The sequence below is a fragment of the Rehaibacterium terrae genome (assembly GCF_014202935.1).
Classification (GTDB): Bacteria; Pseudomonadota; Gammaproteobacteria; order Xanthomonadales; family Xanthomonadaceae; genus Rehaibacterium; species Rehaibacterium terrae.
On sequence record NZ_JACHHX010000012.1, the window covers coordinates 22,398 to 36,647 of the forward strand.

Consider the following 14,250-nt stretch of genomic DNA (forward strand, 5'->3'; position numbering starts at 1 on the left):
GCTGAATGGGCAGCCGCCGTGCCCCCCGTTCAGCCGGCGTGGCGCTCGGCCCATTGCCGGATGATGCGCGCGATCTCGCCCACCCCCGCGGTCAACGCCGCCGGCCCCGGCTGCAGGATGATCGGCGACTTGATCTCGTGCAGCTCGCCGTCGCGCACCGCCGGGATGCTGTCCCAGCCGGGACGGGCGGCAAGCTTTTCCGGCCGGAACCGCTTGCCGCACCACGAGCCCAGGATGAGATCCGGCGCGCGCCGGACGACTTCGGACGGATCGGCGATGATGCGGTCCTTAGCCAGCGACATGGCTGCATGTTCCGGGAAGATGTCGTCTCCACCGGCGATCCGCACCAGCTCCGCGACCCAGCGGATGCCGGTGATCTGCGGCGCGTCCCATTCCTCGAAATAGACCCGCGGCCGGCGTGGCAACCGCGCGGCCTCGGCGGCGATCGCGTCCAGTCCGGCACGCAGCCCGGCGACCAGCGTCTGCGCCCGCCCGGCGGCGCCGACCAGTGCGCCCAGCCGGCCGATGTAGTCGAGGATGCCGTCCACGCTGCGGTGGTTGGCGATCCACACCTCCACCCCATGCCGCACCAGCTCGGCGGCGATGTCGGCCTGGATGTCGGAGAAGCCGATGGCGAGGTCGGGTTCGAGCTTCAGGATCTCGCCGATCTTCGCGCTGGTGAACGCACTGACCTTGGGCTTCTCCTTGCGCGCCCGCGGCGGCCGCACGGTGAAGCCGGAGATGCCGACGATGCGGTCCTGCTCGCCCAGCAGGTAGAGCGTCTCGGTCGGTTCCTCGGTCAGGCAGACGATGCGCTGCGGCCCGGTCGGACGGGAATGGGACGCGGGGCATCGGAAATCGCCGGACGCAGGCGCGCCGCCACGTGCGGCGCGGCGCCGTTGCGGCTGCGCATTCCCGATTCCCGACGCCCGGCCGTTCACGGATACAGCAACCGCTTGATCCACTTCCCGTCCACCCGCTCGTAGCAATGCCGCTCGTGCAGGCGGAACTCGGCGCCGTACCAGAACTCGATCCGGTCCGGCACCACCCGGAAGCCGCCCCAGTGCGGCGGGCGCGGCACCTCGCCGCCGGCGAATTCGCGTTCGTAGTCGGCCAGCCGCTTCTCGAAGGTCTCGCGCGAATCCAGCGTCTGCGATTGCAGCGAGGCCCAGGCGCCGAGCTGGCTCATGCGCGGACGGCTGGCGAAATAGGCGTCGGCCTCCTCGTCGGAAACGCGCTCGACCCGGCCCTCGATCTTGGCCTGCACCTGGTGGCGCAGCGTTTTCCACAGGAACAGCAGCGCCGCCTGCGGATTCTCGCGCAGATGCTGGCCCTTGCGGCTGTCGAAATTCGTGAAGAAGACGAAACCGCGCGCATCCACGCCCTTGAGCAGCACGGTGCGGGCCGCGGGGCGGCCGTCGCGGCTGGCCGTCGCCAGCGTCATCGCGGTCGGCTCGGGATCGCCGGCGGCGCGCGCTTCGTCGAGCAGTTCACGAAATGTGTCCAGTGCTTCGGTGTAAAGGTCGCTCATGACGTGTTCTTGATCGGACAGTCAGCCATTGTCGCCCGATGAAACGCTCGACGCACCTGCGGCCCGTCAAGACCGAAGCCCCCGCCGGCTTCGCGCCCGCCTTCGTCGCGGCCGTGCTCGACTATGCACTGGCCGTGCCGGGCGCGCCGCCGGTGTTCGCCATCGCCGGCCTGCAGGGCAGCGGCAAGTCCACGCTGGCAGCCCAGCTCGACAGCGCCTGCCGGGCGCGCGGGCGGTCGGCGGTGGTGCTCTCGATCGACGATTTCTACCTCGATCATGACGAGCGCGAACACCTGGGCCGCACGGTGCATCCGCTGCTGGCCACGCGCGGCCCGCCCGGCAGTCATGATGTCGACCTCGCCTGCCGCACCCTCGATGCCCTGCGTGCCCTGCCCGCCGGCGGACCGGTGCGCTTGCCGCGCTTCGACAAACTCGACGACCGCCGCCTGCCCGCCGGGCAGTGGCCGGTGGTCACGCACCGCCCCGACCTGATCGTGTTCGAGGGCTGGTGCCTGTGCGTGCCGCCCGAGGCCGAGTCCGGACTGGTCGAACCGTTGAACGCGCTCGAGCGCGAACAAGACCCGGACCTGACCTGGCGCCGCCACGTCAACCGCGCCCTGGCCTGTTACGGCCCGCTGTGGGCGCGGCTGGACCGGCTGCTGTTCCTGCAAGGGCCGGGGTTCGGGCTCGTGCCCGACTGGCGCTGGGAACAGGAATGCGCGCTGCAGGCCGCCAACCCCGGCCGCCAGGCGATGACCCGCAAGCAGGTCGAGCGCTTCGTGCAGTTCTTCGAGCGGATCAGCCGGCAGGCGTTGCGCACCCTGCCGACGCTCGCCGACCGGGTGGTGCGGATCGACGAAGCGCGGCGCCCGCTGGACGAACTCAAACCCTGAACGCCCTCATTGGCCACGCCCGGCCAGCAGCGCGCCATAGCCCGCGCGAAAATCCGGAAAGCGCGGCTCCCAGCCGCTCGCGCGCAGACGCCGGTTGCTCACCCGCCGTCCGCTTTCCGCCCCGGCCAGCGCGGGCAGCGTCGGCAGGCCGCTGCGAGCGCGGAGCCAGGCGAACAGCTCGTCCTCGCGTGCCGGGCAGTCGTCGCTGCCCAGATACAGCGGCGCCGGCGTCGGCAGATCCAGCAGATGCGACAGCGCCGCCGCCGCGTCGGCAACATGGATGCGGCAGGTCCAGTGTGGCCGCCCGGGCGCGCCGGCCAGGGCACGGCGCAGCAGATGCTCGCGGCCCGGCCCGTAGAGGCCGCTCAGGCGCAGCACCAGCGCGCCGGCGCAATCGGCGGCCAGCGTCTGCTCGGCCTGCAACAGCACGCGCCCGTTGAACGCCGGCGGCCGCGGCGGTGTGTCCTCGTCGACCCATTCACCGCCGTCCTCGCCGTACACCGCCGTCGAGGACACCAGCACGAACCGTGCCGGCGCCTCGGCGAAGGCATCCAGCAGCCGACGGATGCCGTCGACGAACAGGCGGCGATAGGCCACCTCCTCGCGCGCGTCCGGCGCGGCGGCGAACACCACCGCATCGGGACGTTTCGGCAGGCGATCCAGGCCGGCGCCGCCGACCAGATCGGCCGCGACCGCGCGCACCCCGGCTGCCAGCGGCTGCACCCGCCGACGCACGGCGATCACCTCGTCGCCGCGCAGCGCGCGCAAGGCCGCCAACCGTCCGCCGACATCGCCCGCGCCCGCCACCACGATCAGTCGTCCCGCCACCAGAGCCGCTCCCGCATCCGCCGCGCCACCGCGCGGATCGCCCGGATGCTAGCATCCGCGCTGTCATGAACCCCGCTCCCAACCTCGTCTTCGTCGGCCCGATGGGCGCCGGCAAAACCTCGATCGGCAAGCGCGTCGCCGAGCGCCTCGGCCTGCGCTTCGTCGACGCCGACCAGCGCCTGGAGGAGCTCACCGGCGCCAGCGTCGCGCTGATCTTCGAGTGCGAGGGCGAGACCGGCTTCCGTGCCCGCGAGCGGGCGCTGATCGCCGAACTGTGCGCGGGCGAGAACCAGCTGATCGCCACCGGTGGCGGCGCCATCCTCGACCCGGACAACCGCCGCCTGCTGCGCGAGCGCGGCTTCGTCGTGCACCTGCACGCCAGCGTGCCGCAGCAGCTGCAACGCCTGGACCGCGACCGCACCCGCCCGCTGCTGCAGACGCCCGACCGCGAGACGCGGCTGCGGGCGATGGCCGAACAGCGCGGCCCGCTCTACGCCGAGATCGCCGACCTGCGCTTCGAGTCCGACGGCCTCGCCGTCGGCGTCGCCGCCGAGCGCCTGCTCGCCCAGCTCGCCGAACGCTGGCAACGCCCGCAGGCCGCCTGATGACCACCCTGCAGGTCGAACTCGGCGCCCGCCGCTACCCCATCCACATCGACCGCGGCCTGCTGGACCGGCCCGGGCTCATCGCCGGCTGCGCGCCCGGCCGCCACGTGCTGATCGTCACCGACGCCAACGTCGCGCCCTTGTATCTGGCCAAGCTCGAAGCCGCGCTGGCCGGCAAGCTCGTGCGCAGCGTGATCCTGCCGCCGGGCGAGCAGGAAAAGACCCTCGCCCGCTTCGCCGAGCTGATGGACGCGCTGGCCACGCTCGGCGCCAGCCGCGACGCCACCGTGGTCGCGCTCGGCGGCGGTGTGATCGGGGACCTGGCCGGCTTCGCCGCCGCCTGCTGGATGCGCGGCGTGCGCTTGGTGCAGGTGCCGACCACGCTGCTGGCGATGGTGGACTCCTCGGTCGGCGGCAAGACCGCCGTCGACCTGCCGGCCGGCAAGAACCTGGTCGGCGCTTTCCACCAGCCGGCCGCGGTGATCGCCGACACCGACACCCTGCGCACGCTGCCCGAGCGCGAACTGCGCGCCGGCCTGGCCGAAGTGGTCAAGTACGGCGCGCTCGGCGATGCCGATTTCTTCGCCTGGCTGGAAACGCACAGCAAGGACCTGCTGGCCCGTGATGCCGACACACTGGCCGCGGCGATCGAACGCTGCTGCACGCACAAGGCCGCGATCGTCGCCCGCGACGAAACCGAAACCGGCGAGCGCGCCCTGCTCAATTTCGGCCACACTTTCGGCCACGCCATCGAGGCCGAACAGGGCTTCGGCGGCCTGCTGCACGGCGAAGCGGTCGCCGCCGGCATGGTGCTGGCGGCGCGACTGTCGCAGGCGCTGGGTCTGGCCGCGGCCACGGATACCGAGCGTCTCGCCGCGCTGCTGCAAGGCCTCGGCCTGCCCGTCGCGGTCCCGGCCGGCCTCGCCCCGGAGGCACTGCTGGCGCGCATGCGGCTGGACAAGAAGAACCGCTCCGGCCGCCTGCGGCTGATCCTGTGGCGCGGCATCGGCCGGGCCGAGATCGTCGAGGACGTGGCCGAGGACGCCGTGCTCGCCGTCCTCGCCGGCTGATTCTCGCTGCCGCTACAATTCGCCGATGCGTCTTTTCCTCCAGCAACGGCCCGTCGCCGGCGAGGCCCCGCGTTTCGTGCAGCTCGTGCTCCAGCAGGACCTGCTGGGCGGCTGGACGCTGCTGCGCGAAACCGGCCAGATCGGCGGCAAGTCGCAGTTGCGCCGCGAGCAGTACCTCGATCGCGAACCCGCGCTGGCCGCCTTCGAGAAGGCCCGCGACCAGCACCTGAAGAAAGGCTTCCAGGTGATGTTCGCCCAGGGCGCCGGAGCCCCCAAGTAACCGCCGCGCCGCGAAGGAGCGCCAGAGCATGCCCCAGAACGACCGTTTCCTCCGCGCGCTGCGCCGCGAGCCCGTCGATGCCACGCCGGTCTGGCTGATGCGCCAGGCCGGCCGCTACCTGCCCGAGTACCGCGCCACCCGCGCGAAGGCCGGCAGCTTCATGGGCCTGGCGACCAACCCGGCGCTGGCCTGCGAGGTCACCCTGCAGCCGCTCGAACGCTTCGAGCTGGACGCGGCCATCCTGTTCTCCGACATCCTCACCGTGCCCGACGCGATGGGATTGGGGCTGTATTTCGCCGAGGGCGAAGGCCCGAAGTTCGAGCGCCCGATCCGCAGCGAGGCCGACATCGCCAAGCTCGCCGTGCCCGACATGGATCGCGAGCTGCGCTACGTGATGGACGCGGTGGCGCTGATCCGCCGCGAACTCGCCGGCCGCGTGCCGCTGATCGGCTTCTCCGGCAGCCCGTGGACGCTGGCCTGCTACATGATCGAAGGCGGCGGCAGCGACGATTTCGCCCGCATCAAGGCCATGGCCTACGACCAGCCGGCCGCGCTGCACCGGCTGCTGGACGTGGTCACCGACGCCGTCATCGCCTACCTCGCCGCCCAGCGCGCCGCCGGTGCGCAGGCGCTGCAGGTGTTCGATACCTGGGGCGGCGTGCTGGCGCCGCACCTGTACCGCGAGTTCTCGCTGCGCTACCTGCAGCGCATCGCCGCCGAACTGCCGCGCGGCGAAGGCGAGGCGCGCACCCCGCTGATCCTGTTCGGCAAGGGCAACGCGCCATACCTGGAAGACCTCGCCGCCTGCGGCGCGGAAGGGCTGGGCGTGGACTGGACCGTCAGCCTCGGCGACGCCCGCCGCCGCACGGCCGGCCAGGTCGCGCTGCAGGGCAACCTCGACCCGGCCACGCTCTACGCCTCGCCCGAGGCGATCCGCGCCGAGGTGCGCCGCGCCCTCGACGACTACGCCGCCGCCAACGGCGGCTCCCGCTTCGGCCACGTCTTCAACCTCGGCCACGGCCTGTCGCCGGACATGGACCCGGAGCATGTCAGGGTGCTGGTCGACGCCGTGCACGAATTCAGCGCGGCCTGACTTGATACCGGGTTGCGGCCACGCTCACCGAACCGCCCGAGGAGACCGTCCATGAGCACACACCGCCCCCTGCGCCGCTCGCGCAACGACCGCTGGCTGGCCGGGGTGATCGGCGGCCTGGCCGAGCACTTCGGCCTCAGCGCCAACGCCCTGCGGCTGATCTACGTGATCGTCTCGATCGCCTCGGCCGCCTTCCCCGGCATCCTGATCTACCTGGTGCTGTGGCTGGTCATCCCGATGGAAGAGGCCTGATACCCGCCGCACCCGAAGCCCGCACCCAGCGCCAGCCCGACGCCTGCAACGCCCGCGACCCCATCGCCTTCGTCGCCTGCTGCGCCGAGGACGTGACGATCCGGCACCTGCCCGCCACCACGCCCGCGCTGCAGGGCCGCGCCGCGCTGGCCGATTTCCATGCCCGCGAGCGCTTCGACCGCGAAGGGCTGCACGCCGAGCTGGTCGACCGCTTGGCGCTGGGCGACAAGGTGGCCGATCACGAGCGCGTGCGCGGCCTCCGCCCCGAGCCGCACGAGACGGTCGCCGTCCACCAGGTGGCCGACGGCCTGATCCGCGCGGTCCGGTTCCATCCGGCCGGGTGAACGGCCGGCCGGCATCTTTCCCCGGCCCGGTCGAAATCCTCCGCTCCCGTTCGTCGTACCGGCAAGGGCGCGCACTTCCGCGCGTCCGCGACAAGGAGAGACGACGATGCGCTGCATGGTGATGGTCAAGGCCACCGCGAGCACCGAGGCCGGCGAGATGCCGGGCACCGAGCTGCTGGCCGAGATGACGAAGTTCAACGAGGAGCTGGTGAAGGCCGGCGTGATGCTGGCCGGCGAGGGCCTGCAGCCGAGCGCCAAGGGCGCGCGGGTGCGCTTCTCGGGCAATTCGCGGACCGTGGTCGACGGGCCGTTCGCCGAGGCCAAGGAGCTGATCGCCGGCTTCTGGCTGTGGCAGGTGCGCTCGCTGGACGAGGCCATCGAATGGGCCAAGCGCTGCCCCAACCCGACCGGCGTCGAGGGCGAGCTGGAGATCCGCCCGGTATTCGAGGCCGAGGACTTCGGCGAAGAGTTCACCCCCGAGCTGCGCGAGAAGGAAGAACGGCTGCGCGCCCAGGCCGAGGTGCTGGCCCGCGGCAAAGCCTTCTGACGCCGCCAGTCCCGCCCCGTCCCGGCCCTACGTTCGGTCCGCAACAGGCCGGGATACGCTTCCCATTCGCTCGGAGATCGTCATGCTCATCCAGCCCTACCTGTTCTTCAACGGCAACTGCCGGCAAGCCTTCGACTTCTACCGCGACGCGCTCGGCGCGGAGTACGAAACCCTCATGCGCTACCGCGACAGCCCCGAGCCGCCACCGCCCGAGTGCGCCCCGCCCGGCTGGGAGGACAAAGTCATGCACGCCTCGCTGCGCATCGGCAGCCTGCGACTGATGGGCTCGGACGACGGCAGCGGCCAGACGGCACGCCCGCAGGGCTTCTCGCTGTCGCTGAGCGTGCCAGACGCCGACGCCGCCGATCGTGTCTTCGCCGCGCTCGCCGACGGCGGCAGCGTGATCATGCCGCTCGGAGAAACCTTCTGGTCGCCGCGCTTCGGCATGCTCACCGACCGCTTCGGGGTCGGCTGGATGATCGGCGTCGAGGCCTGAGGAGCGTCCCGCATGCGCCGGATCATCATGTGGAACCTGGTCACGCTCGACGGCTACTTCGAGGGCGTCGAGCCGTGGTCGCTGGACTGGCACGAAACCGTGTGGGGCGAGGAACTGGAACGCTTCTCGCTCGACCAGGCACGCACCGCCGACATGCTGCTGTTCGGCCGCCGCACCTTCGAGGGCATGGCGGCGTACTGGAAGACCGCCAGCGGCGAAATCGCCGACTTCATGAACGCGGTGCCGAAGGTGGTCTGCTCACGCACGCTCGAGCAGGCCGACTGGCACAACAGCCGCCTGGTCCGCGACGCCGCCGCCGAGGTCGCCCGTCTCAAGGCCGAGCCCGGCCGCGACATCTACATCTTCGGCAGCGCCGACCTCTGCGATGCGCTGACGGGAGCCGGCCTGATCGACGAGTACCGGCTGTGCCTGGTGCCGCTGCTGCTCGGCAACGGCAACCGGCTGTTCAAACCCGGCGGCGGCCGGCACACAATGGCCCTGCGCGAAGCCCGCCCGCTCGGCAACGGATGCGTCATCCTGCGCTACCGTCCCGCCTGAACCCGAGGAGTTCACCGATGCCCTACGCGCTGCTGATCGTCGAACCCGTCGGCCAACGCGCCACCCGCAGCGAAGAGGAAGGCCGCGACCTGTTCGCACAGATGACCCGCTGGGGCGAATCGCTGCAGCGGCGCGGCCTGCTGCTGGGCGTGCAATCGTTGCGCTCGGACGCCGACGGCGTGCGCGTGCAGGTGCGCGACGGCAAGCGTCGTACCGTCGACGGGCCGTTCTCCGAGGCCAAGGAGATGGTCGGCGGCTTCTTCCTGATCGACTGCGACGACAAAGCGCAGGCGGTCGAGATCGCCGCCGAGTGTCCGGCCGCCGCCTGGGCCACGGTCGAGGTGCGCGAGTTCGGGCCCTGCTTCACCTGAAAGGATCGGGCGCGGCGGCCATGACCCAGGTGCACCGCACCGTCGAAACCGTCTGGCAGATGGAGTCGGCGCGGCTGATCGCCGGCATCGCCCGGATCGTCGGCGATGTCGGCCTGGCCGAGGAATTGGCGCAGGACGCGCTGGTCGCCGCGCTCGAGCACTGGCCGCGCGACGGCGTCCCCGACAACCCCGGCGCCTGGCTGATGGCCACCGCCAAGCACCGCGCCATCGACCACCTGCGCCGCCACCAGCTGCACGCGCGCAAGCACGAGGAGCTCGGCCACACCCTGGAACTCACCGCCGATCCGCACGGCAACGACCCCGCGACCGCCGCCGACGACCCGGTCGGCGACGATCTGCTGCGACTGATCTTCACCGCCTGCCATCCGGTGCTGTCGACCGAGGCGCGTGTGGCGCTGACGCTGCGCCTGCTCGGCGGCCTGACCACCGAGGAGATCGCCCGCGCCTTTCTCGTCCCCGAACCCACCGTCGCGCAGCGCATCGTCCGCGCCAAGCGCACCCTGTCGGAAGCCCGCATTCCCTTCGAGCTTCCGCGCGGCGGAGAACTGGCCGCGCGGCTGGGCTCGGTGCTCGAAGTCGTCTACCTGATCTTCAACGAAGGCTATGCCGCCACCAGCGGCCAGCACTGGGTGCGCCCGGCGCTGTGCGAGGAGGCGCTGCGCCTGGGCCGCATCCTCGCCGGCCTGGCCCCGCGCGAGCCCGAGGTGCACGGCCTGCTCGCGCTGATGGAGATCCAGGCCTCGCGCCTGCGCGCCCGCGTCGGGCCCGACGGCGAACCGGTGCTGCTGCTCGACCAGGACCGTACGCAGTGGGACCGTCTGCTGATCCGCCGCGGCCTGGCCGCGCTCGAACGTGCCGAGGCGCTCGGCGGCGCGCTCGGCCCGTACACGCTGCAGGCCGCCATCGCCGCCTGCCACGCCCGCGCCGGCAGCGCCGCCGACACCGACTGGCCGCGCATCGCCGCGCTCTACGACGCCCTCGCCCAGCTCGCGCCCTCGCCGGTGGTCGAGCTCAACCGCGCGGTCGCGCTGTCGATGGCGTTCGGCCCCGAAGCCGGGCTCGAGATCGTCGATGCGCTGGCCGCCGCCGGTACGCTCAGGGACTACCACCTGCTGCCGAGCGTGCGTGGCGATCTGCTCGCCAGGCTCGGCCGCCTGCGCGAGGCGCATGCCGAGTTCCAGCGCGCCGCCGGCCTCACCCGCAACGCCCGCGAGCGCACCCTGCTGCTGCAACGCGCCGCCGCCTGCGCCGTCCTCCCCGCCAGCGAACCAGGAGACCCGTCATGAGCACCTACCACGGCAGCTGCCACTGCGGCCGCGTCGTCTTCGACGTCGAGGGCGAGATCGATAGCGCGCTGGTTTGCAACTGTTCGATCTGCCACCGCAAGGGCGCGCCACTATGGTTCGTCCCGCGCGAGAAGCTGCACTTGCGCACGCCCGAGGCCGAGCTCGCCACCTACACCTTCAACCAGCACGTCATCCGGCACCGTTTCTGCCCCACCTGCGGCATCCATCCCTTCGGCGAAGGCGTCGGCCCGGACGGCAAGGCGATGGCGGCGATCAACCTGCGCTGCCTGGACGGCGTGGACCTCGACGCGATCCCGGTGCAGCGCTTCGACGGCCGGGCGCTGTAGGAAGCACCCGGCACCCCGCTGCGGCGGCACTCAGGCCGCACCGCCCGACACCCGTGCCGAGCCCGCGACCGCCTCGATCGCTTCGGCCAGCATCACCCCGGTCAGCGGCTTGCGCAGGAAGCCGTCCATGCCGGCCGCCCGCGACTGCGCCTCGGCATCGGGGTCCGAGCGCGCGGTGACGGCAATCAGCGGGAAGCGGTATCCCTGGCTGCGGATCAGCCGCGCCAGTTCGTGGCCGTCGATGCCGGGCAGGTCGAGGTCGAGCAGGCCCACGTCGAAGCCCTGCGACAGCTCGGCCACGGCGGCCAGGCCGTGCGCGACATGGGTGACCTCATGCCCCTGGGTCCGCAGCAACTCGGTCATCACCCGCGCGACGGTGGCATCGTCCTCCACCAGCAGGATGCGCAGACCGCCGTTGGCGGTGGCCTTCGTCCGCTCGCCGCTGGCCGCCAGCTCCGCGGTGGGGAGCGGCAGCTCGACGCGGAAGCGGCTGCCGCTGCCCGCCGTGCTCTCGACGTCGATGCGGCCGCCCATCGCGGCGGCGAGCTCCCGGCTGATCGCCAGACCCAGCCCGCTGCCGCCGTAACGGGCGGCGGTGCGTGCACCGTCGGCCTGCTCGAAGCGCCGGAACAGGCGCGCACGCTGCTCGGCGTTGAGGCCGGGACCGGTGTCGCTGACGACCAGCCGCACGCCCTGCGGCGACAACGGCTCGGCCAGCAGCGCGACCTCGCCCTGCTCGGTGAACTTGATCGCGTTGTTGCCGAGGTTGAGCAGGATCTGGCGCACGCGATGCGCGTCGCCGCGCAGTCCGCGCGGCGTTCCGGGAGCGATGCGGCAGTGGAAGCGCAGGCCCTTCTTTTCCGCCAGCGGCGCCATCAGTTCGGCAACCTCATCGATCAATGCGTGCAGGTCGAACGGCACATCGTCCAGACCGAGCTTGCCGGCCTCGATCCGGGCCAGGTCGAGGGTGTCGTTGACCAGCCGCAGCAGGTGTTCGCCGGCATGACGGATGGCATCGACGTAACTGCGCTGGCGTGGATCCAGCGCGGTGGCCTGCAGCAGCTCGGCCATGCCCAGCACGCCGGTCATCGGGGTGCGCACTTCGTGGCCGAGCGTGGCGAGGAAGCGGGTCTTGGCCTCGGAAGCCTGCTCGGCCAGACGCTGGCGCTCGCGGATCAGCTGGTACTGGTGCCGTCGCAGCAGGCGCAGGCGATAGCTCCGGGCCGCCAGCCAAAGCAGCAGCAGCGCGCCCAGCACGTACAGGGCGAACGCCCACGCGCTGCGCCACCACGGCGGCTGCACCTGGAATGTCAGCATGCGCACCGGCGACCACACGCCATCGGCATCCGCCGCCTGCACCTCGAGGCGATGCGCGCCGGGATCCAGGCGCGAAAACACGCGCTCGCCGCCGGCCCCGACCTCGACCCAGTCCGGATCGTAGCCATGCAGACGGTAGCGGTAGCGATGCGCCGGCGGATCGACGAAGGACAGCAGCCGGGCGACGATGCGCAGATCACGATCGCCCGGCATCAGCAGCGGGGCATGGTGCGCCAGCGCGACCACGCGTTCGCCGCGGCGCACCTCGACCTCCTCGATGACCAGCCGTGGCGGCACGGTCGCGGCCGCGGCCGCGAGATCGAACAGCACCAGCCCGTCGAGGGTGCCGGCCAGGCCGATCCCGTCCACGCCGCGCCGCGGCGGGCGGTTGCCGAACTCCTGGCTGGGCAGGCCGTCGCGCACCCCGAACACGCGCACGCTGCCGCTGCCGGGGAGGTAACGCACCAGACCGCGCGGCGTGGTGATCCAGACCGCCCCGGCACCCAGGACCAGGCCACCGCCTTCGACCGCCGGCAGGCCGGCACGGTCGTCGACGCGGTGCCCCAACCGGAGTTCGCCGTCACTCCAGTCGTAGGCCTCCAGCAGCCCCAGCCGCAACAGCCAGACGCGATGACCGTCGTGGTCGAAGCCGAACACACGCTCGCCGGGCCCGCCCGGCACCGGCACGAAGCGCGCGCTGGCCTCGTCCCAGGCGAGCAGGCCCTGGGCGCCGGCCAGCCACAACCGGCCGTCCGGCCCCAAGGCGAGCTGCTCGGTGTCGGCGGCCACGATACCGCGCCCGTCGCCGGGACGCAGGTCGTGCAGCACGCGGCCATCGGCATCGCGTGCCTGTATGCCGCCGCCATAGGCGGAGAGCCAGAGCCGGCCATCGGCGTCCTCGACCAGCAAATCGACCGGGCCGGCCGGTGGCGCCTCGGTGGCGCCGTGCAGCCAGTGGCGGAGCGCGCCGTCGCGCGGGTCATAACGGGTCAGGCCGCGCTGGTGGCCGATCCAGACGCTGCCGTCGCCGCGCTCGTGCACGCTCCACAGGCGCCGCTCGGGCAGGCCGCGTGCGGTATCGAGCAGGCGCTCGATGCGGCCGCTGCGCGGATCCAGGCGATCCAGCCCGCCGCCGGTACCGACCAGCCAGTAGCTGCCATCGGCGCTGGCAGCGATGCCGCGTACCAGGGCGATGGCGGGCGCGTCGGTCTGGGTCGGGCGCGGCAGCACGGCGAAGTCGCGCCAGCGTGGCGGCAGATGCATCAGGCCGCGACCGTTGGCATGGAACCACAGCCCGCCCTCGTGATCGACGAAGGCACCGAGCAGGCCGAGCGCCATGTCCGCCGGCGGCACGCGCATCACCTCGCCGTCGCGCTCGCGGTCGATGCCGTGCTGGGTGACGATCCAGCGCGCACCGTCGGCGTCGTCGATCACCGCCTGCACCGCACGGTCGGACAGCTTGTCCCGCCAGGCCGGCCTGAGGATGCGGCCGTCACGCTCGCGCAAGTGCAGACCGCCGTTGCTGCCGATCCACAGCCCGCCGCCTGCGGCCGGCGACAGGCTGAGCACCACCGGGCCATCGAGCTCGGTCGCCGGCACGACATCGAACCCGTCGCCGGTCCAGCGCGCCGCGCCGGCGGTGGTGCCGGCCCACAGCGCGCCGTCGGGGGTGACCAGCAGGGTCAGCACGGTGTCGGCCGGCAGGCTGGCCGGGTCGTCGGGGTCGTGAACGAAGCGAAGGATGCGGCCGTCGGCATCCATCCGGTGCAGGCCACCTGCGAAGGTGCCGAACCACAGCGCGCCGTCGGGCGTGGAAGTGATGGCCCAGACATCGTCGCTGCCCAGGTCCGGATGGGTCGCGCGGCGGTAATGACGGAACCGCTCGCGCGTGTGATCGAGCACGCTCAGGCCGCCGCCCTCGGTGCCAACCCAGACGCGGTCGTCGGCGTCGACGTGCAGCGCCTGCACCACATTGCCGGGCAACGCGCCGGGATCGCCCGGCACATACCGCCAGACACGGAACGACACCCCGTCGTAGCGCGCCAGGCCGTCGCCGGTCGCCACCCACAGGTAGCCTTCGCGGTCCTGCGCGAGCGCGTGTACCGCCAGCGACGGCAGGCCATCGGCGACACCGTAACCGCGCGGGCGCGGTGACTCCGGCAGGATTCCCGCGGCCTGTGCCGCGACGGCGAGCCCCCCGGCCAGCATCGATACCCACAGACGCAACATGTCCCTGTCCTCCGCGATGCCGTGCCCTTAATTTCTCCCCAGGTCGTGATCTCGACCTGGCAGACGCAACATGTCCCTGTCCTCCGCGATGCCGTGCCGCTGTCCGCGCGCGGCAGCGACGAACCGTTTGCCTTGGTCCGGCGGGCCGGGATGCCGCCACGGCCGGCACCGCGCCCGATCTT

Annotated in this window: 17 protein-coding genes; 13 read left to right on the top strand and 4 right to left on the bottom strand. The window is 72.1% G+C overall.

Going from position 1 to position 14,250, the window contains the following annotated elements; translation table 11 throughout:
- Positions 1-29: 29 nt before the first annotated feature.
- Both HNQ58_RS09065 and pdxH read right to left on the bottom strand, forming a co-directional pair.
- Entirely contained in the window at positions 30-812 is a 783-nt protein-coding gene (locus HNQ58_RS09065; protein WP_343057264.1) for an ABC transporter substrate-binding protein, read from the bottom strand.
- A gap of 125 nt (positions 813-937) precedes the next feature.
- Entirely contained in the window at positions 938-1,531 is a 594-nt protein-coding gene (gene pdxH / locus HNQ58_RS09070; protein ID WP_183948594.1) for a pyridoxamine 5'-phosphate oxidase, read from the bottom strand.
- Between the two features lie 38 nt (positions 1,532-1,569).
- Between pdxH and HNQ58_RS09075 the strand changes: the two genes are divergently transcribed.
- The gene (locus tag HNQ58_RS09075) at positions 1,570-2,424 is read left to right on the top strand and encodes a kinase (protein ID WP_246417276.1); all 855 of its coding nucleotides are present in this window, start codon (positions 1,570-1,572) and stop codon (positions 2,422-2,424) included.
- A 6-nt stretch (positions 2,425-2,430) separates the two neighbouring features.
- On the opposite strand, the gene HNQ58_RS09080 is transcribed toward HNQ58_RS09075, so the two are convergent.
- Positions 2,431-3,252, bottom strand: a complete 822-nt coding sequence (locus HNQ58_RS09080; RefSeq protein ID WP_343057256.1) for an NAD-dependent epimerase/dehydratase family protein — start codon at positions 3,250-3,252, stop codon at positions 2,431-2,433.
- A 65-nt stretch (positions 3,253-3,317) separates the two neighbouring features.
- Between HNQ58_RS09080 and HNQ58_RS09085 the strand changes: the two genes are divergently transcribed.
- From HNQ58_RS09085 to HNQ58_RS09140, 12 genes are all read left to right on the top strand, one after another.
- Positions 3,318-3,857: a shikimate kinase gene (locus HNQ58_RS09085; protein WP_183948595.1), complete on the top strand. Its 540-nt coding sequence runs from the start codon at positions 3,318-3,320 to the stop codon at positions 3,855-3,857.
- A complete protein-coding gene (gene aroB / locus HNQ58_RS09090; protein ID WP_183948596.1) occupies positions 3,857-4,927 on the top strand; it encodes a 3-dehydroquinate synthase in 1,071 nt (356 codons plus the stop codon). Before HNQ58_RS09085 ends, aroB begins: the two co-directional genes overlap by 1 nt.
- A 25-nt stretch (positions 4,928-4,952) precedes the next feature.
- Complete coding sequence (locus tag HNQ58_RS09095) at positions 4,953-5,207, top strand: WGR domain-containing protein (protein ID WP_183948597.1); 255 nt, start codon at positions 4,953-4,955, stop codon at positions 5,205-5,207.
- A 28-nt stretch (positions 5,208-5,235) separates the two neighbouring features.
- Complete coding sequence (hemE, locus tag HNQ58_RS09100; protein ID WP_183948598.1) at positions 5,236-6,300, top strand: uroporphyrinogen decarboxylase; 1,065 nt, start codon at positions 5,236-5,238, stop codon at positions 6,298-6,300.
- Between the two features lie 51 nt (positions 6,301-6,351).
- The gene (locus HNQ58_RS09105) at positions 6,352-6,552 is read left to right on the top strand and encodes a PspC domain-containing protein (RefSeq protein WP_183948599.1); all 201 of its coding nucleotides are present in this window, start codon (positions 6,352-6,354) and stop codon (positions 6,550-6,552) included.
- Positions 6,522-6,896: a nuclear transport factor 2 family protein gene (locus HNQ58_RS09110; RefSeq protein ID WP_221301235.1), complete on the top strand. Its 375-nt coding sequence runs from the start codon at positions 6,522-6,524 to the stop codon at positions 6,894-6,896. The genes HNQ58_RS09105 and HNQ58_RS09110 overlap by 31 nt, the downstream gene beginning before the upstream one ends.
- A gap of 106 nt (positions 6,897-7,002) precedes the next feature.
- Positions 7,003-7,443: a YciI family protein gene (locus tag HNQ58_RS09115; RefSeq protein ID WP_183948600.1), complete on the top strand. Its 441-nt coding sequence runs from the start codon at positions 7,003-7,005 to the stop codon at positions 7,441-7,443.
- Between the two features lie 82 nt (positions 7,444-7,525).
- Positions 7,526-7,939: a VOC family protein gene (locus HNQ58_RS09120; RefSeq protein WP_183948601.1), complete on the top strand. Its 414-nt coding sequence runs from the start codon at positions 7,526-7,528 to the stop codon at positions 7,937-7,939.
- 12 nt (positions 7,940-7,951) lie between these two features.
- On the top strand, positions 7,952-8,497 hold the full coding sequence (locus HNQ58_RS09125) for a dihydrofolate reductase family protein (protein WP_183948602.1): 546 nt from the start codon (positions 7,952-7,954) through the stop codon (positions 8,495-8,497).
- A gap of 17 nt (positions 8,498-8,514) precedes the next feature.
- Positions 8,515-8,868 carry a YciI family protein gene (locus HNQ58_RS09130; protein ID WP_183948603.1) on the top strand — a complete coding sequence of 118 codons (354 nt, stop codon included), beginning with the start codon at positions 8,515-8,517 and terminating at the stop codon, positions 8,866-8,868.
- Between the two features lie 20 nt (positions 8,869-8,888).
- On the top strand, positions 8,889-10,175 hold the full coding sequence (locus HNQ58_RS09135) for an RNA polymerase sigma factor (RefSeq protein WP_183948604.1): 1,287 nt from the start codon (positions 8,889-8,891) through the stop codon (positions 10,173-10,175).
- Positions 10,172-10,522, top strand: a complete 351-nt coding sequence (locus tag HNQ58_RS09140; protein ID WP_183948605.1) for a GFA family protein — start codon at positions 10,172-10,174, stop codon at positions 10,520-10,522. Before HNQ58_RS09135 ends, HNQ58_RS09140 begins: the two co-directional genes overlap by 4 nt.
- Positions 10,523-10,552: 30 nt before the next feature.
- Here HNQ58_RS09140 and HNQ58_RS09145 read toward each other — a convergent pair whose 3' ends face one another.
- A complete protein-coding gene (locus tag HNQ58_RS09145) occupies positions 10,553-14,068 on the bottom strand; it encodes a hybrid sensor histidine kinase/response regulator (protein WP_183948606.1) in 3,516 nt (1,171 codons plus the stop codon).
- Positions 14,069-14,250: the final 182 nt, after the last annotated feature.

Coding starts and splice junctions, on each gene's coding strand:
- pdxH (WP_183948594.1), bottom strand. CDS start 1,531: ATGAGCGACCTTTACACCGAAGCACTGGACACATTTCGTGAACTGCTC.
- HNQ58_RS09075 (WP_246417276.1), top strand. CDS start 1,570: ATGAAACGCTCGACGCACCTGCGGCCCGTCAAGACCGAAGCCCCCGCC.
- HNQ58_RS09085 (WP_183948595.1), top strand. CDS start 3,318: ATGAACCCCGCTCCCAACCTCGTCTTCGTCGGCCCGATGGGCGCCGGC.
- aroB (WP_183948596.1), top strand. CDS start 3,857: ATGACCACCCTGCAGGTCGAACTCGGCGCCCGCCGCTACCCCATCCAC.
- HNQ58_RS09095 (WP_183948597.1), top strand. CDS start 4,953: ATGCGTCTTTTCCTCCAGCAACGGCCCGTCGCCGGCGAGGCCCCGCGT.
- hemE (WP_183948598.1), top strand. CDS start 5,236: ATGCCCCAGAACGACCGTTTCCTCCGCGCGCTGCGCCGCGAGCCCGTC.
- HNQ58_RS09105 (WP_183948599.1), top strand. CDS start 6,352: ATGAGCACACACCGCCCCCTGCGCCGCTCGCGCAACGACCGCTGGCTG.
- HNQ58_RS09115 (WP_183948600.1), top strand. CDS start 7,003: ATGCGCTGCATGGTGATGGTCAAGGCCACCGCGAGCACCGAGGCCGGC.
- HNQ58_RS09120 (WP_183948601.1), top strand. CDS start 7,526: ATGCTCATCCAGCCCTACCTGTTCTTCAACGGCAACTGCCGGCAAGCC.
- HNQ58_RS09125 (WP_183948602.1), top strand. CDS start 7,952: ATGCGCCGGATCATCATGTGGAACCTGGTCACGCTCGACGGCTACTTC.
- HNQ58_RS09130 (WP_183948603.1), top strand. CDS start 8,515: ATGCCCTACGCGCTGCTGATCGTCGAACCCGTCGGCCAACGCGCCACC.
- HNQ58_RS09135 (WP_183948604.1), top strand. CDS start 8,889: ATGACCCAGGTGCACCGCACCGTCGAAACCGTCTGGCAGATGGAGTCG.
- HNQ58_RS09140 (WP_183948605.1), top strand. CDS start 10,172: ATGAGCACCTACCACGGCAGCTGCCACTGCGGCCGCGTCGTCTTCGAC.
- HNQ58_RS09145 (WP_183948606.1), bottom strand. CDS start 14,068: ATGTTGCGTCTGTGGGTATCGATGCTGGCCGGGGGGCTCGCCGTCGCG.